The organism is Stenotrophomonas sp. BR163 (genome assembly GCF_047520985.2).
Lineage (GTDB): Bacteria > Pseudomonadota > Gammaproteobacteria > Xanthomonadales > Xanthomonadaceae > Stenotrophomonas > Stenotrophomonas sepilia.
This window is the reverse complement of sequence record NZ_JAXBRE020000006.1, coordinates 23393-47875: the sequence shown is the minus strand read 5'-3', so window position 1 is coordinate 47875 and position 24483 is coordinate 23393. Positions and strand designations below refer to the sequence as shown.

20 protein-coding genes are annotated in these 24483 nt (G+C 67.8%); 11 read left to right on the top strand and 9 right to left on the bottom strand.

What is annotated here, in order from left to right:
- Nucleotides 1–281 precede the first annotated feature (281 nt).
- A complete protein-coding gene (gene bfr, locus ACM0PY_RS06955; RefSeq protein WP_072166798.1) occupies nt 282–770 on the bottom strand; it encodes a bacterioferritin in 489 nt (162 codons plus the stop codon).
- Between the two features lie 125 nt (nt 771–895).
- Here bfr and ACM0PY_RS06950 point away from each other — a divergent pair, with 125 nt between their 5' ends.
- Entirely contained in the window at nt 896–3223 is a 2328-nt protein-coding gene (locus ACM0PY_RS06950; protein WP_235646580.1) for a penicillin acylase family protein, read from the top strand.
- A gap of 82 nt (nt 3224–3305) precedes the next feature.
- Here the strand turns inward: ACM0PY_RS06950 and ACM0PY_RS06945 are convergent, their stop codons facing one another.
- From ACM0PY_RS06945 to map, 8 genes are all read right to left on the bottom strand, one after another.
- Nucleotides 3306–4694, bottom strand: a complete 1389-nt coding sequence (locus tag ACM0PY_RS06945) for a cation:proton antiporter domain-containing protein (RefSeq protein WP_414609408.1) — start codon at nt 4692–4694, stop codon at nt 3306–3308.
- Between the two features lie 107 nt (nt 4695–4801).
- The gene (asnB, locus tag ACM0PY_RS06940) at nt 4802–6493 is read right to left on the bottom strand and encodes an asparagine synthase B (RefSeq protein WP_072166802.1); all 1692 of its coding nucleotides are present in this window, start codon (nt 6491–6493) and stop codon (nt 4802–4804) included.
- Between the two features lie 378 nt (nt 6494–6871).
- Complete coding sequence (gene dapE / locus ACM0PY_RS06935; RefSeq protein ID WP_065177428.1) at nt 6872–7999, bottom strand: succinyl-diaminopimelate desuccinylase; 1128 nt, start codon at nt 7997–7999, stop codon at nt 6872–6874.
- Entirely contained in the window at nt 7996–8367 is a 372-nt protein-coding gene (locus tag ACM0PY_RS06930) for an arsenate reductase (RefSeq protein ID WP_170944942.1), read from the bottom strand. Before ACM0PY_RS06930 ends, dapE begins: the two co-directional genes overlap by 4 nt.
- A gap of 31 nt (nt 8368–8398) precedes the next feature.
- Nucleotides 8399–9265, bottom strand: coding sequence for a hypothetical protein (locus ACM0PY_RS06925; protein WP_053497114.1), 867 nt, complete (start codon nt 9263–9265; stop codon nt 8399–8401).
- Nucleotides 9266–9267: 2 nt separating this feature from the next.
- Nucleotides 9268–10347, bottom strand: coding sequence for a 2,3,4,5-tetrahydropyridine-2,6-dicarboxylate N-succinyltransferase (gene dapD, locus ACM0PY_RS06920; RefSeq protein WP_180884627.1), 1080 nt, complete (start codon nt 10345–10347; stop codon nt 9268–9270).
- The gene (locus ACM0PY_RS06915) at nt 10347–12956 is read right to left on the bottom strand and encodes a [protein-PII] uridylyltransferase (RefSeq protein WP_456115899.1); all 2610 of its coding nucleotides are present in this window, start codon (nt 12954–12956) and stop codon (nt 10347–10349) included. Before ACM0PY_RS06915 ends, dapD begins: the two co-directional genes overlap by 1 nt.
- Nucleotides 12957–12976: 20 nt before the next feature.
- Nucleotides 12977–13819, bottom strand: a complete 843-nt coding sequence (gene map / locus ACM0PY_RS06910; protein ID WP_032954052.1) for a type I methionyl aminopeptidase — start codon at nt 13817–13819, stop codon at nt 12977–12979.
- Nucleotides 13820–13992: 173 nt separating this feature from the next.
- On the opposite strand from map, the gene ACM0PY_RS06905 reads away from it, so the two are divergent.
- From ACM0PY_RS06905 to pyrH, 10 genes are all read left to right on the top strand, one after another.
- Nucleotides 13993–14523 (top strand): Csu type fimbrial protein, encoded by a 531-nt coding sequence (locus ACM0PY_RS06905; RefSeq protein ID WP_180884631.1) that lies wholly within the window; start codon nt 13993–13995, stop codon nt 14521–14523.
- A complete protein-coding gene (locus ACM0PY_RS06900; protein WP_053497108.1) occupies nt 14523–15272 on the top strand; it encodes a fimbrial biogenesis chaperone in 750 nt (249 codons plus the stop codon). Before ACM0PY_RS06905 ends, ACM0PY_RS06900 begins: the two co-directional genes overlap by 1 nt.
- Before the next feature lie 7 nt (nt 15273–15279).
- Nucleotides 15280–17652, top strand: a complete 2373-nt coding sequence (locus ACM0PY_RS06895; protein ID WP_180884633.1) for a fimbria/pilus outer membrane usher protein — start codon at nt 15280–15282, stop codon at nt 17650–17652.
- Entirely contained in the window at nt 17649–18686 is a 1038-nt protein-coding gene (locus ACM0PY_RS06890) for a Csu type fimbrial protein (protein WP_180884635.1), read from the top strand. Before ACM0PY_RS06895 ends, ACM0PY_RS06890 begins: the two co-directional genes overlap by 4 nt.
- Before the next feature lie 152 nt (nt 18687–18838).
- The gene (locus ACM0PY_RS06885) at nt 18839–19057 is read left to right on the top strand and encodes a hypothetical protein (protein WP_088496939.1); all 219 of its coding nucleotides are present in this window, start codon (nt 18839–18841) and stop codon (nt 19055–19057) included.
- Nucleotides 19057–19755 (top strand): fimbrial biogenesis chaperone, encoded by a 699-nt coding sequence (locus tag ACM0PY_RS06880; protein ID WP_134971284.1) that lies wholly within the window; start codon nt 19057–19059, stop codon nt 19753–19755. Before ACM0PY_RS06885 ends, ACM0PY_RS06880 begins: the two co-directional genes overlap by 1 nt.
- Nucleotides 19756–19974: 219 nt before the next feature.
- Nucleotides 19975–20781, top strand: a complete 807-nt coding sequence (gene rpsB / locus ACM0PY_RS06875; RefSeq protein ID WP_005408748.1) for a 30S ribosomal protein S2 — start codon at nt 19975–19977, stop codon at nt 20779–20781.
- A 124-nt stretch (nt 20782–20905) separates the two neighbouring features.
- Nucleotides 20906–21781, top strand: a complete 876-nt coding sequence (tsf, locus tag ACM0PY_RS06870) for a translation elongation factor Ts (RefSeq protein ID WP_053463562.1) — start codon at nt 20906–20908, stop codon at nt 21779–21781.
- Nucleotides 21782–22040: 259 nt separating this feature from the next.
- Entirely contained in the window at nt 22041–23576 is a 1536-nt protein-coding gene (locus tag ACM0PY_RS06865; protein ID WP_005415855.1) for a GGDEF domain-containing protein, read from the top strand.
- A gap of 120 nt (nt 23577–23696) precedes the next feature.
- Complete coding sequence (gene pyrH, locus ACM0PY_RS06860) at nt 23697–24425, top strand: UMP kinase (RefSeq protein WP_005415854.1); 729 nt, start codon at nt 23697–23699, stop codon at nt 24423–24425.
- The last annotated feature ends 58 nt before the right edge of the window (nt 24426–24483 follow it).

The following is a 24483-nucleotide window of genomic DNA, read 5'->3' as shown; positions in this document are numbered from 1 at the left end:
GACTTGAATCTCCGTCGTCGTGCCATGCATCCCGAGCGAGGGGTCAGAGCCGTTTTCGTCGAAAACGGATCTGACCCCAGACACGAAAAAGCCGGGGATTCCCCGGCTTTTTCGTTGTCGGCTGGCGGGCGGTGGAGCAGCTGGCGGGCGAAGGCTGGCTGGCGGTGCTCCGGTGCTGGCGGGCGACATTGCTTTGTGCGCCTGGTAGAGCCGACCGCTGGTAGGCTGCTCTGCAAAAAGCAGCCGACCAGCGGTCGGCTCTACCGAAGCGCGGTGCCGGCTCAGTGCGCCGGGGCGCCGGTGCCATCAATCTTGCTCAGCTGGTACAGCTCCAGGCCGATGCGCTTGATCAGGCCCAGCTGCTGTTCCAGCCACCAGGCGTGGTCTTCTTCGGTGTCCTTCAGCTGCGCCAGCAGGATGTCGCGGCTCACGTAGTCGCCCTTCTCCTCGCACAGCTTCATGCCGGCGGCCAGATTGTTCCGAACCGCGTATTCAGTGTCGAGATCCTTCTGCAGCATCTCCTCCACGGTCTTGCCCGGCTCGGTGGCATGCGGGCGCATGTCCGGGTCGCCCCCCAGGAACAGGATCCGGCGCAGCAGCGCATCGGCATGCTGGGTTTCCTCTTCCATCTCGTGGTTCAGGCGTTCGTACAGCGCGAACAGGCCCTGGTCCTCGTAGCGGCGGGAATGGATGAAGTACTGGTCGCGCGCAGCAAGCTCGCCGCGCAGCAGTTCCTTCAGGCAGGCGATGACGTCCGGGTTGCCTTTCATGAGGAGGGCTCCTGTGAATCGATGCGGCATAGGGTGCCGCATTTCAAAATACGGTGATCTAATCGGAATCAGTCGCAGTTGCGCCTGCGGCTACAATCGGCCCACGAGTTCGGAAAGGACGTGCGATGCGACGTACATGGCGTTGGGTGCTGGGCGTATTGATCGCCATCGTCCTGGTCACCGCCCTGGTGCTGTGGCTGCTGCTGCGCGGCAGCCTGGCCGATCTGGACGGCGAGCATGCGTTGCCGGGACTGGCGAAGCCGGTCACCCTCGAACGCGATGCGCTGGGCGTGGTCACCATCACGGCCGGCAGCCAGGCCGACGCGATGCGCGCACTCGGCCGCGTACACGCGCAGGAACGCTACTTCGAGATGGACCTGATGCGCCGTAGCGCCGCCGGCGAACTGTCCGCACTGTTTGGCCCGAAGGCGATCGATGCCGACAAGCGCATGCGCGTGCATCGGCTGCGCGCGCGCACCGAGGCGAACATGCAGGCTGCGCTGGGCGACAACGTCGACGCCGTGAGCGCCTATGTCGGTGGGGTCAATGAGGGCCTGGCCGACCTCTCCGTGCGGCCATGGGCCTACCTGCTGCTGCGGCAGTCGCCGCAACCGTGGCAGGCCAGCGACAGCGTGCTGACCGGGCTGGCCATGTACGCCGACCTGCAGGACCCCGGCAACCAGACCGAGCTTGCGCTGAGCCGCATCCGCGCGGTGGTGCCGCCGGCGCTGTATGCGCTGATTGCCCACGATGGCACCGAATGGGATGCGCCGCTGTTCGGCGAACCCACTGGCAACGCCACGCTGCCCGATGCCAGCCAGCTGGACCTGCGCACGCTGAAGGGAAAGCCGGGCACCGGGCAGGAAGAGGCCGATGTCATCGGCAGCAACAACTTCGCCGTGGCCGGCGCGCTCACCGCCGACGGTCGCGCGATCGTCGCCGACGACATGCATCTCGGCCTGCGCGCGCCGGGTCTGTGGTTCCGCGTGCGCCTGCGCTACCCCGACCCGCAGGCCGCGGGCGGACAGGTCGACGTCACCGGCTTCTCGCTGCCTGGCCTGCCGGCGGTGATCGTCGGCAGCAACGGCCACGTCGCCTGGGGCTTCACCAACAGTTACATAGACACTGCCGATTACCGCACTGAACCAGCCAACGCCGCAGTGACCGTGCATGAAGAGCGGATTGCGGTGGCCGGCCAGGCCGACGTGCTGTTCCCGGTGCGCGAATCCGCCTGGGGGCCGATCCTGCACACGCATGCCGATGGCAGCGGCGACGCGCTGCGCTGGGTCGCCCAGCTGCCCGGCGCGGTGCGCCTGGACTTCGGTGACCTGGCCCGCGCCGGTGACCTGGACGCGGCCCTGCAGTTCGCCGACCACGCCGGCATTCCCGCACAGAACCTGGTGGTCGGCGACCGCACCGGACGCATCGCCTGGCGCCTGATCGGCGCCCGCCCGGATCGCGGTCCGGGCTGCGCGCCTGCCGGCTTCAACGCCGCCCACAACCAGGACTGCGCCCCCTGGCCGATCCGCAGCGACGCCTCGCCGGCATTGATCGACCCACCGAACCATCGCCTGTGGACCGCCAACGGCCGCGTCCTCGACGGCGAGGCACTGGCCAATGTCGGCAACGGTGGTTATGACCTTGGCGCCCGTGCGCGGCAGATCCGCGACCTGTTGGCGATCCAGGAGCGCTTCGACGAACACGACCTGCTGGCGATCCAGCTCGACGATCGCGCGGTGTTCCTGCAGCGCTGGTGGGCGCTGCTGCACGACGTCATCGAACGCAGTGACGACCCTGCACTGAAGCGCTTGAAGGAGGCCAGCCATCAATGGGGCGGCCGTGCCTCGGCCAGCTCTGTCAGCTACCGGGTGGTGCGTGAGTTCCGTACGCAGGTGATGAAGACACTGTCCGATGCACTGCTGGCACCGGCCAATGCGCAGCTGGGCGATGACTATCTGGAGCCGCGCCTGGCGCAGCTGGAAGGGGTGGCCTGGCCGATGCTGCAGCAGCGGCCGGCCAATCTTCTGCCACCGGCCTTCGACAGCTGGGATGCACTGCTGATCGACGCCGCACGCCGTACCGAAAGTGAGCTGACCAGGCAGGGACCGCTGGCCAAACGCAGCTGGGGCGAACGCAATACCGCGGCGATCTGCCATCCCATCGCACGGGCGCTGCCGGACATCGCCAAACGCTGGCTGTGCATGCCGGCCGACCACCTGCCCGGCGACCGCGACATGCCGCGCGTGCAGACGCCGAACTTCGGCGCTTCCGAGCGCATGGTGGTTTCGCCGGGCCACGAGGCCGACGGCATCGTGCACATGCCCGGCGGCCAGAGTGGCCATCCACTGTCGCCCTACTGGGGTGCCGGCCACGAAGACTGGGTGCATGGCCGGCCGACGCCGTTCCTGCCGGGCAAGCCGCAGCACACGATGACGCTGGTGCCGGCGCGGTAGTGCCGGCCGCTGGCCGGCATCCATGCAGGTGCATCCAGCATCATGAGGTTGCCGGCCAGCGGCCGGCACTACCGTTCAACGCTCAGCCCCTACGCCGCTCGATCAGGTTCAACAGTGGCCCGGTCATCGCCGTTGTCACCAGCGCCATGATCACCAGCACCGCGAACAGCCGGTCACCGAGCAGGCCAAGTTCGTAACCCAGGTTGAGCACGATCAGCTCCATCAGGCCACGGGTGTTCATCAGTGCACCCAGCCGCCACGCCTCACGGGTGGGCATACCGGCACTGCGTGCGGCACTGAAGGTACCCAGCAGCTTGCCCGTCGTGGCTACCGCGATCACCACCACGCACAACAGGACATCGCTGGCCTGCAGCGTATCGGCGCGCATGCGCAGGCCGGTCATGGCGAAGAACAGCGGCAGCAGCAGCGTCACCGCGAACGGTTCGACGCGCGCCATCAGCAGCTCGCGCAACTGCACATTTGACGACACCGCCACGCCAGCCGCGAACGCACCGAACAGCGCATGGATGCCGAGCATCTCGGTGACCAGGGCACTGGCCAGCGACAGCAGCAGGATGCCGAGCAGCCAGCGTCCCTCACGACCCGGCGCGATCTGCTGGCGGGCGAACCACGGCTTCACCAGCCCCAGCATCAGCGCCACGAAGGCGACTACGCACAGCAGGTTGAGGCTGGCCGGCAGCCATCCGCTGGCCTGTGCAGCCGCCACGATCAGCGCCAGCAGGCACCACGCGGTGGCATCACCCAATGCAGCGCAGGCAATCGCGGTCTGCCCCAGTGGCGCCTGCGTGATACCGCGGTCGGCAAGGATGCGCAGCAACACAGGGAAGGCCGTGATGCTCATCGATATGCCAACGAAAAGTGCGAATGCGGTGAAGCCCACGCCCTGCGGACCGTGCTGCGGGTACAGCCAGATCGCCAGGGCGACGCCAAGCACGAACGGCACCGCGATGCCGGCATGGCTGACCGTAAAGGCAAAACGCCGGCGTCCACGCAGCGCCGCCAGGTCCAGCTCGGCACCGGCCACCAGCAGGAACATCAGCACACCCAACTGGCTGAGCATGCCCAGCGGGCCCAGCGAGCTGGGCGGGAACAGGGCTCCATGCAGCGGCGGTACCAGGCTGCCGAGCATCAATGGGCCCATCATCAGGCCGGCGGCCATCTCGCCGATCACCGCCGGTTGTCCAAAGTGCTTGAGCAGCGCGCCTGCGCCCTTGGCCACCAGCAGCAGCACCAGCAGCTGCAGCAGGAACAGGCCCAGCGGCGACGCCAGATGCTGCACCCAGGTGGCTTCGGCCGTGGCCGTGGCCGTGGCACGGGCAACAGCCTCGGGCGCCGCCGGCCCGGCATAACGGGCCAGCAGCACGCCAGCCAGCAGCGGGACCCCGACCCAGGCCAGATAGCGCCATCCCCACTTCGTCGGTGGCGCCGGGCCCCCGCTGTGTACTTCCATGAACATTCCCCAATGTGCAGGGGGGCGATCATACAAAAAGGGGACGGAGGGGATTAAGTCGTTAGTGGCACAAGCGCCCCGGCCCCCCTCCGTCCCTTTTTCGGGGCTTACGCCAGTGCCTGCTCGTGCACGCCAGCGATCGCGCGCCCCGACGGATCTGCAGCTGCGGCGAAGCTGGCATCCCACGCGATCGCCGCCGGCGACGAGCAGGCGATGGACTTGCCACCCGGCACGGTCTCGGCGGCCGCACGGCTCGGGAAGAACTGCTCGAACAGATGACGATAGTAGTAGGCCTCCTTGGTCTGCGGCGGGTTGTGCGGGAAGCGCTTGTCGGCCGCTGCCAGCACACGGTCGCTCACCTGAGCTTCGGCATGCGCCTTCAGCCCGTCGATCCAGCCATAGCCAACGCCATCGCTGAACTGCTCCTTCTGCCGCCACAGGATGCTGTCCGGCAGGTAGCCTTCGAACGCCTCGCGCAGCACCGCCTTCTCGATGCGGCGGCCACCAAAGCCCGCACCGACCATCTTGTGCGCGGCGTCGAAGCGCATCGCCACATCGAGAAATTCGCGATCCAGGAACGGCACACGCGGCTCCACGCCCCAGGCCATCATCGACTTGTTCGCGCGCAGGCAATCGTAGTTGTGCAGCGCGTCGAGCTTGCGTACCAGTTCGTCGTGGAATTCACGCGCATCCGGCGCCTTGTGGAAATACAGGTAGCCACCAAAGATCTCGTCGCTGCCCTCGCCGGAAAGCACCATCTTCACCCCCATGGCCTTGATCCGCCGTGCCAGCAGGAACATCGGCGTCGATGCGCGGATGGTGGTGACGTCGTAGGTTTCGATATGGCGGATCACTTCCGGCAGTGCATCAAGGCCCTCCTCGAACGTGTACTCGAAGCCGTGATGCACGGTGCCCAGCGCTTCGGCGGCGATTGCAGCGGCGGCCAGATCGGGAGAGCCCTTCAAGCCGATCGCGAACGAGTGCAGGCGCGGCCACCAGGCTTCGGTCTGCCCCCCATCCTCGATGCGACGGCGTGCATAGCGCGCGGCCACCGCCGCCACCAGCGACGAGTCCAGGCCACCAGACAGCAGCACGCCGTACGGCACATCGCTCATCAGCTGGCGTTCCACCGCATGCTCGAAGGCCTGGCGCAGTTCGGCCAGATCGGCCTGGCGACCCTGCACGTCAGCGTAGTCGCGCCACGGCTGCTGGTAGTAGCGCACCAGCTCACCGCTGGCACTGTCGAAATAGTGACCCGGCGGGAACTGGGCGACGTCGGCACAGGTATCGACCAGTGCCTTCATTTCCGAGGCGACGCGCAGGCGTCCCTGGGCATCGTGGCCCCAGTACAGCGGCACCACGCCGACCGGGTCGCGCGCCACCAGCACACGACCGGCACCACGGTCCCACAGCGCGAACGCGAAGATGCCATTGAGCTGCTCCAGCCACTGCGCCGGCGAAGCGCCCTGGCGGTACAGCGCATTGATCACTTCACAGTCCGAACCGGTCTGGAAGTCATAGGCGGTGGTCAGTGCGGCCTTCAGTTGCTGGTGGTTGTAGATCTCGCCGTTGACCGCCAGCGCCAGCTGGCCGTCGGCCGACAGCAGCGGTTGCGAGCCGCCGGCCGGGTCGACGATGGCCAGCCGCTCGTGGACCAGCAGCGCACCTTCGTCAAGATACACGCCGCTCCAGTCCGGGCCGCGGTGGCGCTGGCGCTGCGACAGTTCCAGCGCATGGCGGCGCAGGGCCGGAAGATCGTCACCGGCCTGCAGGCCGAAGATTCCGAAGATCGAACACATGGGGGAGCTCCTGTTGGGGGAATTTCACGGGTGGGAGGGTGTTCGACCGGCCATCCAGGCCCGGGTGGGGCTGCGCCCGGGCACAAAAAAACCCGCATCGACCGATGCGGGTTTTCTGGTGTCCGGGCGTGTGTTGCTGTCTATCTACCCAGGGCGCAGTCCCGCATCGGCCGCGCACGATTATTCGCGCGCAGATTATTGCGGTTGTTGTTATTGACGGCGGTGGCCAGGCGGATCGACATGGCATCGACCCTACCCCGGTTTCCGGCACGGCGCAACCGTTGCGTTGGCAACCAGGTGAAGGTGTGCCGACCAACGGTCGGCACCCAGCAGTCGGCACCCACAGGGGTAGCGCCGGGCCGTGCCCGGTGCCATGCCTCACACGAGCAGCCGCTCCACCAGCCGCTGGTACAGCCCCGGCAGTGCTTCCAGATCGTCCACACGCACGTTCTCGTCCACCTGGTGGATGCTGGCGTTGACCGGCCCCACTTCGATGCACTGCGCGCCCAACGGCGCGATGAAGCGCGCATCGGAGGTGCCGCCACCAGTGCTCTCCTCAGGGGCACGACCGATGTGCTCGGCCAGCACCGCGCGCGCGGTGGCGCGCAGCGTGCCTTCCGGGGTGTAGAACGGTTCGCCGCTGCGATGCCACTTCAGAGTGTACTGCAGGGCATGCCGATCCAGCAGCGCGGTGATCTCCGCTTCCAGTTTCGGCGCATCCCAGTGCGGGTTGTAGCGGATGTTGAAATCCACCTCGAGCTCGCCGGGAATCACATTGTTGGCGCCCGTACCGGCATGGATGTTGGAGACCTGCAGGCTGGTCGGCGGGAAACTCTCGTAGCCGTCATCCCAGCGCCGTGCGCTCAGCTCGGCCAGGGCGGGCGCCGCCTGGTGGATCGGGTTGCGTGCCTTCTCCGGGTACGCCACATGGCCCTGTACGCCCTGCACCCGCAGCTTGGCCGACAGGCTGCCACGACGGCCCACGCGCAGCAGGTCACCGAGCGTCGCCGTCGACGACGGCTCGCCGGTGATGCACCAGTCGATGCGTTGGCCGCGCTCGGCGAACAGCCGTGCGACGTGGCGCACGCCATCGATGGCATCGCCCTCCTCGTCGCTGGTCAGCAGCACCGCCAGCGTGCCGGGATGATCGGGATGCGCGGCCACGAACTGCTCGGCGGCCACCACGAACGCCGCCACGCTGCCCTTCATGTCGGCGGTGCCACGGCCGTACAGCACGCCGTCACGGATCTGCGGCGTGAACGGGTCGCTGGCCCAGGCCTCGCGCGGGCCCGCCGGCACCACGTCGGTGTGGCCCAGCAGCACCAGCACCGGCGCGCCCTGACCATGGGTCGCCCACAGGTTGTCGACCTCGCCCAGCCGCAGGTGATCGCACTGGAACCCGGCCTGCTTCAGGCGTGCCGCCAGCAGTGCCTGGCAGCCGGCATCGTCCGGCGTCACCGAGGGCCGTGCGATAAGTTCGCAGGTCAGGTCGAGGACCGCGCTCATGCGTCACCCACGCCGAAGCGGGCCTTGAAGCCATTGTCACTGAAACCCTGGCTGACCGTGCCGTCGGCGGTGACCACCAGCGGGCGCTTGATCAGCTGCGGGTACTCGCGCAGCAGCAGCTTCCATTCCGCCTCGGAATCTGCGGCCTTGCGGTTGTCCGGCAGCTGCCGCCAGGTGGTGGAGGACCTGTTGACCATCGCGGCCAGGCCACCCAGCTGCTCAGCCCACGCCAGCAGTGTTTCCGGGCTCGGCTTGTTGTCGCGGTAGTCGACGAAGGTGTACGGCACGCCGAAGCGGTCCAGCCACTTGCTCGCCTTCTTGCAGGTATCGCAGTTCTTCAAACCGTAGACAGTGGTACTCATGGCCATCTGTGATGCTGGAAAACAGAGGCCCAGAATCTCACAACAGGCGCTCGGACACGACCCGGAACGGTACCCTTGGCAGCCGGAAGGCCAGCCCCTCGTGCAGCGCCACGTCCATCGCCTGCAGGCGCGGGCACTGCAGTTCGCCTTCCAGCTGCAGCGGCTGCAGGCTGTCGACATCCACCTGCAGTGCGATGCGGGTGCTGGCCCAGCGCCGGTCACAGGTGCGCGCAATGGCCTCGTCCTGGCAGGTCAGGAAGCGCAGCAGGGCCTGATGGCCACCGAAGGCCCCCCGCCACGCCCCGTCCTCCCAGCCCGCAGCGGCCCGCCACTGCAGGTGCAGCGCAGGCGCACTCCCCTGCCCGCCTTCGATCAGGGTGTGCCCATCGCCATCGACGCGCACCACATGCTCGAAGCGCGTGGACAGGTGTGGCTGCATGGCATCGCTGAAAGCGCGCGCGCCGGCGACGAAGGCCAGCTGGTCCATCACGTTGCGATCGAACAGCACGACCGGGGTCCCGCCCGGATCATCGTCACGGCGCAGGTACCAGCGCCAGTTGCTCTGCCCTGGCGACGGCATCAGGCAGCGCAGCGGTCCCGCCAGCGCCGGCCCGAAGTGGCCATGGCGATAGCTGAGAACGGTGTAAGGCGTGCGTCCTGCATGGACCACGTAGTGATGGCCAGGTGGCGCTGGCGGGGCATGGCGCACATCGACCCACCAGCTCGCGTAGACCACGTCGCGCACGTCGCTGACCAGCACCGGCATCGGCCAGCGCCGCGACAGTGCCCGGCGCAACCGGGTCCAGCGCGGAGCGTGCAGCAGGCGCGGCAGCATCCGTCCGAACGCGTTGTCGGACGGATGCCGGTAGATCGCGGACTGCGCCAGGTCCTCCGGCGCACTCACCTTCAGTCGGCCAGGCCGCGCAGCAGGTCGTTGACGCTGGTCTTGCTGCGGGTCTTGGCATCAACCTGCTTGACGATCACCGCGCAGTACAGCGAGTGGGTGCCGTCCTTGCTCGGCAGCGAGCCGGACACCACCACGCTGTACGGCGGGATGTAGCCGTAGCTGATCTCGCCGGTGGCGCGGTTGTAGATGCGGGTGCTCTGGCTGAGGAACACGCCCATGCCGATCACACTGTGGTGGCCCACCACCACGCCCTCCACCACTTCCGAACGCGCACCGATGAAGCAGTGGTCCTCGATGATGGTCGGGCTGGCCTGCAGCGGCTCCAGTACGCCGCCGATGCCGGCGCCGCCGGACAGGTGGCAGTGCTGGCCGATCTGCGCGCAGGAACCGACGGTGGCCCAGGTATCGACCATGGTGCCTTCGCCGACGTAGGCGCCGATGTTGGTGAAGCTCGGCATCAGCACTACGTCCTTGCCGAAGTACGTGCCGCGGCGGGCGATCGCACCGGGCACAACGCGCACGCCGCCACGGCGGAACTTCGCTTCGTCATAGCCGGCGAAGCGCGATTCGACCTTGTCCCAGAACGGTGCCGGCCGTGCATCGACCACCGCCATGTCGTTGACGCGGAAATACAGCAGCACGGCCTTCTTCAGCCACTCGTTGACCTTCCAGCCGCCCTGGCCGTCCGGCTCGGCGACGCGGAATTCACCGCTCTCGAGACCGTCGATCACGCGGTTGACCAGCGGCCTGGTCGAGCCTTCCAGCTCATGCAGGGTCAACGTGGCGCGGCGCTCGAAGGCGCTTTCGATGCCGAACTTGAGTTCTTCCACGCCGGGTGCCGACGGCTTGCGCAGCGACTTGCGGGCGATGGTTTCGGCGCGGACGGCTTCGGCGCTCTTGGCCGGGGCTGGCTTCTTCACAGCACGCTTGACCGCAGCCGTTTTCTTCGCCGGGGCCTTCACCGCAGCGGCCTTCTTCGGCGCAGTGGCCTTCTTTGCGGCCGGTGCGGCTGCAGCAGGTTTCCGGGCCGCTGCGCTCTTGGGGGGCGCGGCGGTCTTCTTGGCGGGTTTGGTGGCCATCAGGCGGGGTCTCCGGCGTTTCGATCAGGGTCCAGGCAGGCCAGCATTGCGTCATGCAGCTGCTGCCGGGCAGGTTCAGTCAGGGGGAGGTCGTGTTCGTCACTGATCACGAAGGTGTCTTCGGCGCGCTCGCCGAACGTGGCAATGCGCGCATCATGCACGCGCAGGCCCTGGTTGCGCAGCACGAACGCCACGTCGGCCAGCAGGCCGGGACGGTCGGGAGCGACCAGGGCAAAACGGGTTGCGCCCGGTTCATCGCGGAACTCGATGCGCGGGGCGAAGCGGAAGTGCCGCAGTTGCCGCGGTACCACACGGCGCGACGGCCGCAGGCGCGACAGGTCACCACTGAGTGCCTCGCGCAGCGCCGCCTCCAGGTTGGCACTGCTGCCATCGGCAAACGTGTCGGCCGGGTTCACTTCGAAGGTATCGAAGATGGTATCGGCCGGACCGTCCAGCACGCGTGCGCGGTGAATGCCATAGCCCTTGCGGTCCAGGGTCATCACGATCGCGGCGAACAGGCCGTCGCGGTCGGGCGAGTGCACGAACACTTCCAGCGCCGGGTCATCCACACTGATCCGGCGCACCTTCACCAGCGCCTGGCCCTGCTTCACCGGTACCAGCGCGGCTGCCTGCCAGGCCAGCTGCTCGGGGCGCAGACGAATGAAGCCCTCATCCGGCATCACCGCGAACTGGCGATCGATGGTGGCGTCGTCGTAACCCTGCTCGCGCACCAGTGCGCGCACGCTGTCACGTGCCTCGGCCACGCGTTCGGCGGCCGGTACCGGATGCTCCAGCCCCTCGCGCAGCGCGCGCCGGGTGGCGAAGTACAGGTCGGCCAACAGGCGGTCCTTCCAGGCATTCCACAGCTTCGGGCTGGTGCCGGCGATGTCGGCACAGGTCAGCAGGTACAGGTAGTCCAGGCGGTCGCGGCTGCCGACCAGGGTGGCGAAGCGATGGATCACTACCGGATCGGCGATGTCCTGCTTCTGCGCGGTCACCGACATGCGCAGATGCTGTTCGACCAGCCATGCCACCAGCTCGGTATCGGTGCCACTGAGCGCATGCGCCTGGCAGAACGCACGCGCGTCCACCGCACCCAGCTCCGAGTGGTCGCCGCCGCGGCCCTTGGCGATGTCATGGAACAGGCCGGCCAGCAGCAGTAGTTCCGGCTTGCGCAGGCGGGGCCACACTTCGTGCGCGATCGAGAAGCGTTCGTCGGCACGGCTGCTGGCGAACTGGCCGATGTTGCGCAGGACCATCAGCGTGTGCTGGTCGACCGTATAGACATGGAACAGGTCGAACTGCATGCGCCCGCTGACCTGGGCAAACGCGGGGATCCACTGGCCAAGCACGCCCAGCCGCGCCATGCGCGAAAGCGTGTCGACCGGACGCTGGCCGCGCAGCAGGGACAGGAACTGCTCGCGTGCATCGGCATCGGCCTGGTCGTAGGCCGGCAACAACGGCAGCGCTTCGGCCAGCGCGCGCGCGGTCAGCGAATGCAGGCCTCGCACCTGTGGATTGTTGGCCCAGCTGGAAAACAGGGCGAACACCTGGCCGATGTCACCGCGCGGCCAGTCGGCCTCGTTGGCGGCCAGGTAGCCGCGGCGCAGGGAGAAGCCCACGGTCAGCGGTTCCGGCTGGGCCTCGCCATCGAACTGTTCCTCGAAGCGCTGCAGCAGGCGGTCGCTGATCCGGCGCACCACCAGCGCGGCGCGGTAGAAGCCCTGCATCATTTTCTCGACGCCGAGATTCTCGGCATCGTCCTCGAAGCCCAAGCGCGCGGCCAGGGTCTTCTGGTAATCGAAACGCAGGCGCTCTTCCGGGCGGCGCGCGACCAGGTGCAGGCCGAAGCGCAGCCGCGCCAGCACCGCACGCTCGCGCTTCAGCGCGGTCGCTTCGTCGGCACCCAGGTGGCCCAGGCCCACCAGTGCTTCCAGGTCGCGTACGCCGAAGGCGCGCAGCGCCATCCAGCCCAGCGTGTTGAGATCGCGCAGGCCGCCGGGACCATCCTTGAGATCCGGCTCCAGGTTGTCGGCAGTGTCGCCGAAGCGCTGGTGGCGGTTGCGCAGCTCTTCCAGCTTGGCCAGGAAGAAGGCACGCGCCGGCCACAGCTCACGGTCGTCGATGGCCTCGCGCAGCGCACGGCGCGCCGCATCATCGGCCAGGATCGGACGCGCCTCGATCAGCGCGGTCAGCACGGTCTGGTCAGCCGCCGCCTCGCGGCACTGCAATGCAGAACGCACCGCATGGCTGACCGCCAATCCGCAGTCCCACAGCAGCGCGAACAGGCGTGCCAATGCCGCTTCATGCGCCAGTTGTGCGGGCGGGTCGCCGAACACCAGCAGGTCGATGTCCGAACGCGGAAACAGTTCCCCCCGGCCATAGCCACCGACCGCGAACAGCGACAGGCCGCTGTCGGCCGGCAGGCAACGCTGCCAGGCCAGGCGGATCAGATGGTCGGCCGCGCGCGCCCGCAGCGCCAGCAGGCGCTCGATGTTGTCGCCCTGGTCGAAGCGGCGATACAGGCGCGCGTCGGCCTGCTGCAGCGCCTGGCGCGCGGCAGCAGCCCAGTCCGGGTCGTTGAGCGACGCGGCCGGCGTGTCCAGCAGCGAACTCGCCGGCAGCATCGTCAGGAGACCTGCGACTCGCCCGGCGACAGGGTCAGCACGTCGACGCCGGTCTCGGTGACCGCGACCATGTGCTCCCACTGTGCCGACAGCTTGCGGTCCTTGGTCACCACGGTCCAACCATCCGGCAGCACCTTGTTGTAGCGGGTACCCTCGTTGATCATCGGCTCGATGGTGAAGGTCATGCCCGGCTGCAGCACCAGGCCCTGGCCCGGGCGGCCGTAATGCACCACCTGCGGCTCGTCGTGGTAGACCTTGCCGATGCCGTGGCCGCAGTACTCGCGCACCACGCTGAAACGCTCGCCTTCGGCATAGCTCTGGATGGCATGGCCGATGTCGCCCAGGGTGGCGCCCGGGCGCACCGCGCGGATGCCGCGCCACATGGCTTCGTACGTGGTTTCCACCAGGCGGCGGGCCATCACCGACGGGGTGCCGACGAAGTACATGCGGCTGGTGTCGCCGTGCCAGCCGTCCTTGATGACGGTGACGTCGATGTTGATGATGTCGCCATCCTTGAGCACCTTCCCTTCGCTGGGGATGCCGTGGCAGATGACATTGTTGACCGAGGTACACACGGTCTTGGGGAAGCCGCGGTAGCCGACGTTGGCCGGAATGGCGCCCTGCACGTTCACGATGTGGTCGTGGCAGATGCGGTCCAGTTCCTCGGTGGTGACACCGGGCTTGACGTGGGGGGTGACGATGTCGAGCACTTCGCTGGCCAGGCGGCCGGCGATGCGCATCATCTCGATTTCCTGCGGGGTTTTCAGATTCACGCTCATGGCACCCATTATCGCCGATCCGGCCGCAATCTGAACGAACGCCACCCAACTGCCGATCCGGGTCATGCACGGTTCCGGCAAGGAAAGTGAAAGCGTGATGGTCTCCGCTCTTTCGCCTGCCTAATTATCACGGATTACAGACACTTACGCCTCCTAAGGTGGACTCACCGTCGTCAAAGCGGCACCGAACGTGCCGTCTTCGCCTTGTTCAACGGACCTTCGGGTCAGGGAGGTTGTTCATGCGATCCCCAGTTCGATCCCCGCTGGCATGGGCCGTGGCCGGGTTCCTGCTGTCCAGCCCGGCACTGGCCGCCGATACCACCGCCTTCAATGTCACCCTGGTGGTCACCAAGGCCTGCACCATCACGGCGGCGGCCGCGACCAACGTGGACTTCGGCACCGCGGCCTCGACCACCACCACGCCCACCCTGGGCCAGGGCACGGTGACCGCCCAGTGCTCGGCACTGACCCCGTACACGATCTCGCTGAATGCGGGCGCCAATGCCAGCACCGCCAATGACGTCACCACCCGGCGGATGAAGAACACCAATGCAGCGGTGACCGCCAACAACTATGTTGGCTACCAGCTCTACCAGGATGCCGCACATACCCTGGTCTGGGGCGCCACGACCGGCACCAACACCCAGGCCGGCATCGGCACCGGCCTGGCCGTGCCCTACATCGTCTACGGCCAGATCCTGAACCTGAGCACCAACAACCCGGCCGCCGGTAGCTACCTGGATACGGTTACCGCCACGATCACCTATTGATGGAGCACGCCCGCATGGCCGGATCCCGCCCGTGGCGCGCCACCGGCGTGGCGCTGCTCGCCCTGTACCTGCTTGCCATCGCGGCCGCCGGCGCCACCAGCCTGCAGGTGGCCCCGACCAGCCTGCAGCTGGAAGCCCGCCAGCGTGCCGGCGAATTGTGGCTGACCAACAGCGGCACCTCGCCGGTGAAGCTGCAGGTACGCGTGTTCCGCTGGGTGCAGCAGGACGGCCAGGAACAGCTGCTGCCCACCGATGCGTTGATGGCCACCCCGCCGATGCAGGAACTGGCCGCCGGACAGCAGCAGCTGGTGCGGGTCATGCGTGCGGACAAGGAACCGCCAGCGGCACAGCAACATTACCGCCTGATCGTTGACGAGGTGCCCGACCTGGCCACCCGCGCGGGTGGCATGCAGTTCGTCCTGCGCTATTCGATCCCGGTGTTCGTGCAGCCCTCGGCCGGCACGCTGGCGCCGCAGCTGCAGGCCCGGCTGGTAAAGCTGGCGGACGGCCGCAACGGCGTCGAAGTAGCCAATTCGGGCAACAGTTACGCTCAGATCGCCGATCTCGCGCTGGGCAGCGCCACGCGCCCACGCATCGTCCATCCTGGGCTGCTGGGCTACGTACTGCCCGGTCAGGTGATGCGCTGGCCGATCGAACGCACGGCGATCGACCGCGACAACGACCAGATCACGGCCAAGCTCAATGGCGAGTCGGAACAGACGCCACTGTCGCCCCCACCGGCTCGCTGAGGCCATGATGGGCGCGTTGCTGGCTGCCCTGGTTCCCGCGGCGACCGAGGCTGCCGATGTGTCCGGCGTGGCCACGGCGGCTGATGTATCCGGCGTGTCGGCCGATGCGATCCTGCCACCCCCCACCCCGCTGACCACCAGCCAGACGCTGTACCTGGATGTGTCGCTCAACAGCACGCCGCGCGGCCTGCTGCCGTTCACCGAGAACCGTGGCCGGCTGCAGGCCAGCCCCGAAGTGCTGCGCCAGCTCGGCTTCAACGCCAGCGGCGATGCACCGGTCTACCTGGACCAGATCAGCGGTGCGGTGGTGCGCTACGACGCCCACATGCAGACCTTGGCGCTGGACGTGCCGCTGGACCAGCTGACACTGCCCACCACCGTGCTCAGCCGCCCGCAGACGCGCGCCCCCACCGGCAGCGCCTCGCCCGGCGTGCTGCTCAACTACGACGTCTACGGCAGCCGGGTGGACACGCTCGGCAACCTCAGCCTGAGCTCGGAGCTGCGCGTATTCGGTATCGGCAATGGCACTTTCGAGAACACCGCCATCAGCCGCCGCTACCAGCAACTCGGCGACCGCCATTGGCGCGGCGAGAGCGTGCGCCTGGACACGCGCTGGAGCCTGGATTTCCCCGATAGCGCAACGACCCTGGAGATCGGCGATTTCTACAGCGGGTTCGTCGACTGGACCCGCCCCGTGCGCCTGGGTGGCCTGCAGATCGGCCGCAACTATGGCCTGCAGCCCTACCGCGTGCTGACGCCCACGCCGAGCTTCCTCGGCCAGGCCGTGGTGCCCTCCACGGTCGAGCTGTATGTCGATGGCCTGCGCCAGTACAGCGGGCAGGTGCCGGTCGGCCCCTTCCAGCTCGCAGCACAGCCCGGCATCAGCGGCACCGGCAACGCGCAGGTGGTGGTGACCGACGCATTCGGCCGCATGCAGACGCTGGACTTCAGTTTCTACGGCACCCAGCAGCTGCTGGCCAAGGGCCTGTCGGACTGGTCGGTCGGCGTCGGCCACCTGCGCCGGGATTTCGGCGAGCGCTCCTTCGCCTATGACGATCGCACGGTGGCCAGCGCCAGCTGGCGCGGCGGTGTCACCGACACGTTCACCGGCGAGGCGCATGCCGAAGGCGGCGGCGGCCTGGCCCAGGGCGGCATTGGCGGCTGGTGGTTGCTCGGCGCCGCCGGCGTGTTCAATGCCGCCTATGCGCACAGTGACTACCACGGCCTGCAGGGTGGGCAATGGGCGCTGGGCTACAGCTGGAACAACCGTCGCTTCAACGTCAATCTGCGCAGCGTGCGCAGCCACGGCGACTATCGCGACCTGGGCGCGCTGCAGGGCAACCTGCCACCAAGCATCAGCGAGCAGGCCACGGTCGGCCTGGACCTGCTGCGGCTGGGCACGCTCAGCGCCAGCTATCTGCGCCTGCGCTACCCCGACGGCGACGACAACCGCTATGCCAGCCTGTTCTGGTCGCGCACCTGGAGCCAACGCTGGTCGGCCTACCTGTCAGTGAACCAGAACCTCGACCGCAGCGATGACCGCAGCATCTACCTGTCGATGACTGCCAGCCTGGGCAACAATCGCCAGGCCAGCCTCTCCAGCCAGCGCAACGGCGACAGCCAGAGCTGGGTCGCGGACGTGACCCAGCCGGTGCCCGGCGATGGCAGCGCCGGCGGCGTCGGCTGGCGCGCGCAGCTGCGCCACGGCGAGGACGGCAACGGCGGCCTGGCCGAGGTCGGCATCCTCAACGATGTCGGCCGCTATTCATTCGGTGCCTCGCGCCAGGGCGGGCTCAACCATGCCTACGCCAGTGCCAGCGGCAGCCTGGTGTGGATGGGCGGGCACACCTTCGCCACGCGCGAGGTATCCGATGCATTCGCGGTGATCAGCACCAATGGCGTCGGCGGCGTCCCGGTGCGGCTGGAGAACCGCTTGATCGGTGTCACCGACGATCGCGGCCTGCTGCTGGTCAGTCCGTTGCTGTCCTGGCAGCGCAACCGGGTCTCGATCGACACCCTGGACCTGCCCGAAGACATGCGTGCCGACCGCATCGAGGACTGGGTCACGCCGCGCCAGCGCGCCGGCACCCGCGTGACCTTCCAGCTGCGTTCGCGGTCGTCACTGAGCCTGACCCTGCTGGCGATGGACGGCCAGCCTCTGGAGGTGGGCAGCGAGGTGCAGCTGCCTGACGGTCGCCAGGCCACGGTCGGCTACGACGGCCTGCTCTATCTGGAAGACGTCGCCGCCGGCAGCGTGCTGTACGTCACCACCAGCCATGGCCCGTGCCGGGTGAAGGTACCGGACCTGCCCAAGGTGGTGGCGTCCGGCGCGCGGCCGAAGCCGGCGCCGCAGCAGTGCATCCCGGAGGTGGCGCCATGAGGGTGCTGCTGCTCGTCCTGCTGCTGTGGGCCGGCCTGCTGGCAGCGGCGCCGGCCGGTGCCACAGCGGTCTGCACGGCGGTCGCCAATCCGACCCTGCCGTTCGGCAACATCAACAGCAATGCACCCGGCCCGAGCACGGCCAACCTCAACATCACGGTGACCTGCACCACCGCCGCGCTGAGCCTGCTGGCCACCACCGGCGTGCGCGTCTGCGTGGGCATCGGCGCAGGCAGTGGCGGCGGCAGCAGTTCCACGTTCCGCACGATGGCCACCTCCACCAGCGACACGATGAATTTCCAGCTGTACAACAACGCCAGCTTCGGCCAGGTCACTGGCCTGGTCCCGCGCGGCACGCCGCCAGCGCAGGAGCTGACCATGAGCTACAACGTACCGCTGCTGACCGGCGGCAGTGGTGCGCAGACTGTGCAGCTGTTCGGTCAGATTCCGGCCAACCAGGTCCTCGCCTCCGGCGCGTACAGCAGCACTTTCAGCGGTGCCAGCGTGGTGCTGACCTGGGCCTGGAACGAGGTGCTGGCCGGTAGCGCCACCGTCCCCGCCACCTGCAACGGCGGTGCCACCGGTACCAACAGCGCGAGTGCGGCCTTCAGTTTCACCGCTACCGCCAACGTGCTGCCGCAATGCGGCAGCTACGTCACCACCAACATGAATTTCGGCAACGTCACCGGCGGCATCCCGGCCAACATCGACCAGACCGCCACCCTGACCCTGACCTGCCTGAAGAACACCGCCTTCCAGGTCGGCCTGAACAACGGCCAGAACAATCCTGCCGCCACCACCACCCGGCGCATGGCCACCACCATCGGCAGCGGCACCTACTACCTCCCCTACGAGCTGTACCGGGATCCGGCACGAAGCCAGCGCTGGGGCAACACCCTGACGGTCGACACGGCCAGCAGCACCGGCACCGGAAGCGCACAGCAGCTGACCATCTACGGCCGGGTACCGCCGGTCACCGGCCAGCCCCCGGCCGGCACCTACAACGACCTGGTGACGGTGACGATCACCTACTGACGTGCGTGCCGACCAACGGTCGGCACCCACCGGACGAAGGCCGTGCCGAGCGCGGGCTCGGCGCTACAGTTGCGGCGCATCCGGCCGATACCGCGCAGCGAGTCTTTCAGCACGGTGGGTGGCAGGTGGTTCGCGCATTTCTGATCGGGGCGATGCTGGTCGCCAGCACGCCGGCCCGCGCCGAACCGCGCAGCAGCACGCTGCAGATCCGGCTGACCGTGGTCGAATCCTGCAGCGACGATGCCGGCGCTCCCCGTTGCGCGGCGCCACACCAGCGCAGTGACGCCCCCAAGGTGCCGCCCCAGGTCCGCGACCTCGCACCACCGACGACAGACGACAGCGCAATGCCCTCCGTGACCCTCATCTACTGATGCGCGCGCTGCTGATCCTGCTTGGACTGCTGCTGGCGCAGCCCTCGGCGGCGCTGGAGCTGTTGCCGACCACCCTGCAGCTACCCGCCGAAGGCGGCCGCGCCGAACTGTGGCTGCGTAATCCGGGGCCCGGCCGCTGGCAGGGCCAGGTGCAGGTGCTGGCCTGGGAGCAGCAACTGGACGCCGAACGACTGCAGCCCAGCGACCGGATCCGGGTCAGCCCTGCGCGGCTGGACCTGCCCCCTGGCAGCACCCAGCGCGTCTGGCTGCTGCCAGGCGGTCCGCCAGCATCCGTGGGTGAACAGGCCTATCGGATCGTACTGGCGCCGGCCTTGCCGGGATTGCCCCGCTACTCGCTGCCGTTGTTCCGCGGCCCAGCGGCGCCAGCGCTGCATGCCCGGCTGCAGGCCCGCGTCGAGGCACATGGGCCTCAGGCCATGCTGCGACTCAGCAATTCCAGTACGCTGCATGGCCGCCTGCACGATCTGCGATTCATAGCGGCCGACGGCCAATCGTCGCTGCTGGTGGCCGGGCTGGCCGGCTATATCCTCGCAGGCCATGAACGCCGCTGGCCCCTGCCTGCCCGCACCGATGGCTATGTGGGCGGCCACTTCCGGGCCCGCCTGCAGGACGGCCGCGAGGTCGATCTGGCCGCATCTGACCCTGCAATTGCAGCGGACGCCCCCAGCGGGCTATAATTGACCGGATTCCTGCCACCTGCGTGCGCGGGAGCCCGTCGACACCGGACGTCACCGGTGAATCCACACCTGCTGCCCCCATCCGTGCCGGGGTGCTCCGCGAGGAGTTCGGCCACGGAGGCAACAGGGAAGCCCAACCCCGGAACCGATCGCGCTTCCACGCGTCCCGCATACCTATCCCGCGGGCGGAATCGCTGGTTCCATATCAGGAGTATTGCAATGCCCCAGGTCACCATGCGTCAGATGCTGGAAGCCGGCGTCCACTTCGGCCACCAGACCCGCTACTGGAACCCGAAGATGGCTCCGTACATCTTCGGCGCCCGCGGCAAGATCCACATCATCAACCTGGAAAAGACCGTCCCGCTGTTCAACGATGCGATGAACTTCATCTCGTCGGTTGCCCAGAAGCGCGGCACCGTCCTGTTCCTGGGCACCAAGCGCAGCGCCCGCGAAACCATCAAGGAAGAAGCCGAGCGTTGCGGCATGCCGTTCATGAACCAGCGCTGGCTGGGCGGCACCCTGACCAACTTCCGTACCGTCAAGCAGTCGGTTGCCCGCCTGAAGGAACTGGAAGCCGGTGAAACCGACGGCACCTTCGAGAAGCTGGTCAAGCACGAAGTGCTGGGCCTGCGTCGCGAGCGCGACAAGCTGGAAGCCTCGCTGGGCGGCATCAAGGACATGAACCGCCTGCCGGACGCCATCTTCGTGATCGACATCGGCCACGAAGACATCGCGATCAAGGAAGCCAAGAAGCTGGGCATTCCGGTCATCGCCGTGGTCGACACCAACTACAACCCGGAACTGGTGGACTACGCCATCCCGGGCAACGACGACGCCATCCGCGCTGTGCAGCTGTACGCCCGCGCCGCTGCCGACGCCGTGCTGGAAGGCAAGGCCGCTGCGCCGCACGCCGCTTCGGTGCGCGAGGAAGAGTTCGCGGAAGCCGCTGCTGAAGGCGAAGAGAAGCCGGCCCGCCGCGCTCCGGCCAAGAAGGCTGCCAAGAAGGGCGACGACGCCCAGGCCTGATCCAGGCCCCGGGTGGACGCCCGGCGTCCACCCTCCCTGCCGCAGCCCCTGGCGCGTGACAGGACCGTGTCACACGGGCCGGCCACCATGCCGGCCCAACCCCTTTCTTTCGTGAGGTAATCCCGTGGAAATCACTGCTTCCCTGGTCAAGGAACTGCGCGAGCGCACCGGCGCCGGCATGATGGAATGCAAGAAGGCGCTTACCGAAGCCAACGGCGACATCAACGCCGCTGCTGAAGCCATGCGCAAGTCCGGCGCTGCCAAGGCCGACAAGAAGGCTGACCGCGTGGCCGCCGAAGGCCGTCTGGGCCTGGCCCAGGACGGCGGCAAGGCCGTGCTGGTCGAAGTCAACTCGGAAACCGACTTCGTTGCCAACGATGACAACTTCAAGTCCTTCGTCAACGCCGTCGCCGCCGCTGCCCTGGCATCGGGCGCCAATGACGTCGAAGCCGTGAAGGCCGCCACGCTGGCCGACGGCCGCACCGTTGAAGAAGCCCGCGCCACCGCCGTGCAGACCCTGGGCGAGAACATCCAGATCCGCCGCATGGTCAAGGTCGACACCACCGGCAACATCGGTGCCTACGTCCACACCAACGGCAAGGTCGGCGTGCTGGTCGACCTGATCGGCGGCGACGTCGAGCTGGCCCGTGGCCTGGCGATGCACGTGGCCGCGCTGAAGCCGCCGCACAACAAGGCTGCGGACGTTCCGGCCGAGTTCGTCGAAAAGGAAAAGGAAATCGAGCTGGCCAAGATGACCGAGAAGGACAAGGCCAAGCCGGCCGACATCCTGGAAAAGATCATCAGCGGCAAGATCAACAAGATCGTCAGCGACGTGACCCTGTACGGCCAGACCTACGTGCTGGGCGACACCACCGTCGAGCAGGTGGTCAAGGCCGCTGGCGCGGACGTGGCAGGCTTCAAGCTGCTGATCGTCGGCGAAGGCATCGAAAAGGTGGTGGAAGACTACGCCGCCGAAGTTGCCAAGGCGATGCAGGTCTGATTCCAGCCCTCCGGCTGTGAAGCGACCAGAAGGAGCCGCGGGAAACCGCGGCTCTTTTTTTATGCATGGGCCCAGGGATTAACCCATGGCCCATCGGTGGGTGCACACCGTTGGTGCGCACAACCGGCACCTTTGCGTTGCGCTCGAATCAAGCCGATACTCAGTCGCAGGGAATCCTCAGTCACTTAGCAGGAACGAAAATCGCGGACTGTGATGCATTCCTAGGTATTCTTGCCCCAATGGAATTGAACGACCCGACATGCCTCCCGAGCTGACAGCTGCCCTGGCGCTCTGCCGCAACCTGCCTTCGCCACCCGGTATTGCCCTGCGCATCATCGAACTGGCTCAGGACCCGGAAGCGGACATCGCCACCGCCGCCGACATCATCGCCATCGACATGGCGCTGAGCGCTCGCATGCTGCGCATCGCCAATTCGCCGCTGTATGCCAGCCGCCGCCGCATCGAGAACCTCGGCCAGGCGCTGACCATGCTGGGCCTGAACGCCACGATCAGCCTCGCCCTCGGCTTCACCGTCACCCAGGGCCTGACCGGCGGTGGCGCCGATCATGACCTGCGCCAGCGCGCGTGGAAGCGCAGCATCCTCAGTGCCCTGGCCGCCAGCCAGCTGGGCCAGGCGCGCGGCCTGCGCCGGCTGGAGGAGCTGATGCTGGCCGGACTGCTGCAGGACCTGGGCGTGCTGTGCCTGGCCCAGGCCGAGTCGGAGCGCTACCTGCCACTGCTGCGCGAGGCACGCGACAACATCGACCTGGTTTCCCGCGAGCGCGAGGCGCTGGGCTGCAGCCACGCCGACGTCGGCGCCTGGGTGGCCGAGCAATGGGGCCTGCCACGTTACCTGGTGGAGAGCATCAGCCACAGCGAGGACGAGGACGCCGCCGAATCGCCATTCCAGGCCTGCGTGCAACTGTCCGGCGCAGTGGCCGACATCTGGCTGGATAACGATGCCGATGCCGCGCGCGAGCGCGCCCTGCAGCAGGTGCACGACCGCCTGGAGCTGGACAGCGCGCGCTTCGACCAGGTGCTGGCCCGCATCAGCGAGGCCCTGCCCGACATCGCCAGCCTGTTCGATGCCGGCCTCAATTCGCCGGCGCGGGTGCGCGAGCTGATCGATCACGCGCAGGAACTGGCCACGCTGCGCAACCTGCGCGAACTGCAGGATGCCGACCAGGCACGCCGCCGTGCCGACGAATTCGAGGCGCGCGCCAAGCGCCTGGCCGACCAGGCCCATCGTGATGCATTGACAGGCGTGCTCAACCGCCGCCAGCTGGAAGCGGTGCTGGAGCAGGAATTCCTGCGTGCCGGCCGCCAGGGCTGGCCACTGTCGGTGGCCTTCATCGACCTGGACGACTTCAAGAAGATCAACGACGCCCACGGCCACCTGACCGGCGACGAGGTGCTGCGCGCCTTCGCCGGCAAGCTGCAGGGCCAGTTGCGCAACAGCGACACCGTGGCCCGCTTCGGCGGCGAGGAGTTCGTCGCGCTGCTGCCCAACACCAGCGAAAGCGTGGCTCTGGACGTGATCCGCCGGGTGCTGGCCAACATCGTCGCCACGCCGATGGCCGAGCTGGAGGGTGGTCCGCTGTTCGTCACCTTCTCCGCCGGCGTGGCCACCCAGGGCGGCTACGAGCGCTTCGCCGACGTCCAGGACCTGCTGCGCGCCGCCGACGACGTGCTGTACCGCTCCAAGAACCTGGGCCGCAACCGGGTGATCGCCCGCTCGCCGGGGGCGCTGGGCCATGACGAGCTGTCGGCCACGGCCAGCGCCGAACTGGGCTGAACGGGGCGCCCCGGCCGACCGGGCGAACCACCGGATTCTGCGCCGCAGTGCACAAAACACTTTGGCACAACGCCGCATGCGCGTAGAATCGCCCGCGATTTCCACGCACCCGAGGTCCCCATGTCCAAGCTCGCCTATCGCCGCATCCTTCTGAAACTGTCCGGGGAGGCGCTGATGGGAGACGAGGACTACGGCATCGACCCGAAGATCATCAATCGCCTCGCCCGTGAGGTCATCGAAGCCCAGCAGGCCGGTGCCGAGGTCGCGCTGGTGATCGGAGGTGGCAACATCTTCCGCGGCGCCGGTCTGGCCGCCGGCGGCATGGACCGCGTAACCGGCGACCAGATGGGCATGCTGGCCACCGTCATCAACGCCCTGGCCATGCAGGACGCCCTCGAGAAGCTGGGTGCCAAGGCCCGGGTGATGAGCGCGATCAAGATCAACGACGTGTGCGAGGACTACATCCGCCGCCGCGCCATCCGCCACCTGGAAAAGGGCCGCCTGGTGATCTTCGCTGCCGGCGTCGGCAGCCCGTTCTTCACCACCGACTCCGGCGCCGCGCTGCGCGCGATCGAGATCGGCGCCGACCTGCTGCTGAAGGCTACCAAGGTCGATGGCGTGTACGACAAGGACCCGAACAAGCACAGCGATGCGGTCCGCTTCGACAGCCTGAGCTACGACGAAGTGATCCGCCGCGGCCTGGAAGTGATGGACACGGCGGCCTTCGCTCTGGCCCGCGACAGCGACCTGCCGATGCGCGTGTTCGACATGGGCCAGCCGGGCGAACTGCTGAAGATCCTCAACGGCGCGAACATCGGCACCCTGGTCCAGGGCCGCGACCCGGCCTGAGCCTGAGCGCAAAGCGACAACCGGGCCGATTCAGGCCCGGCAGCGTCCCGTATTCGCC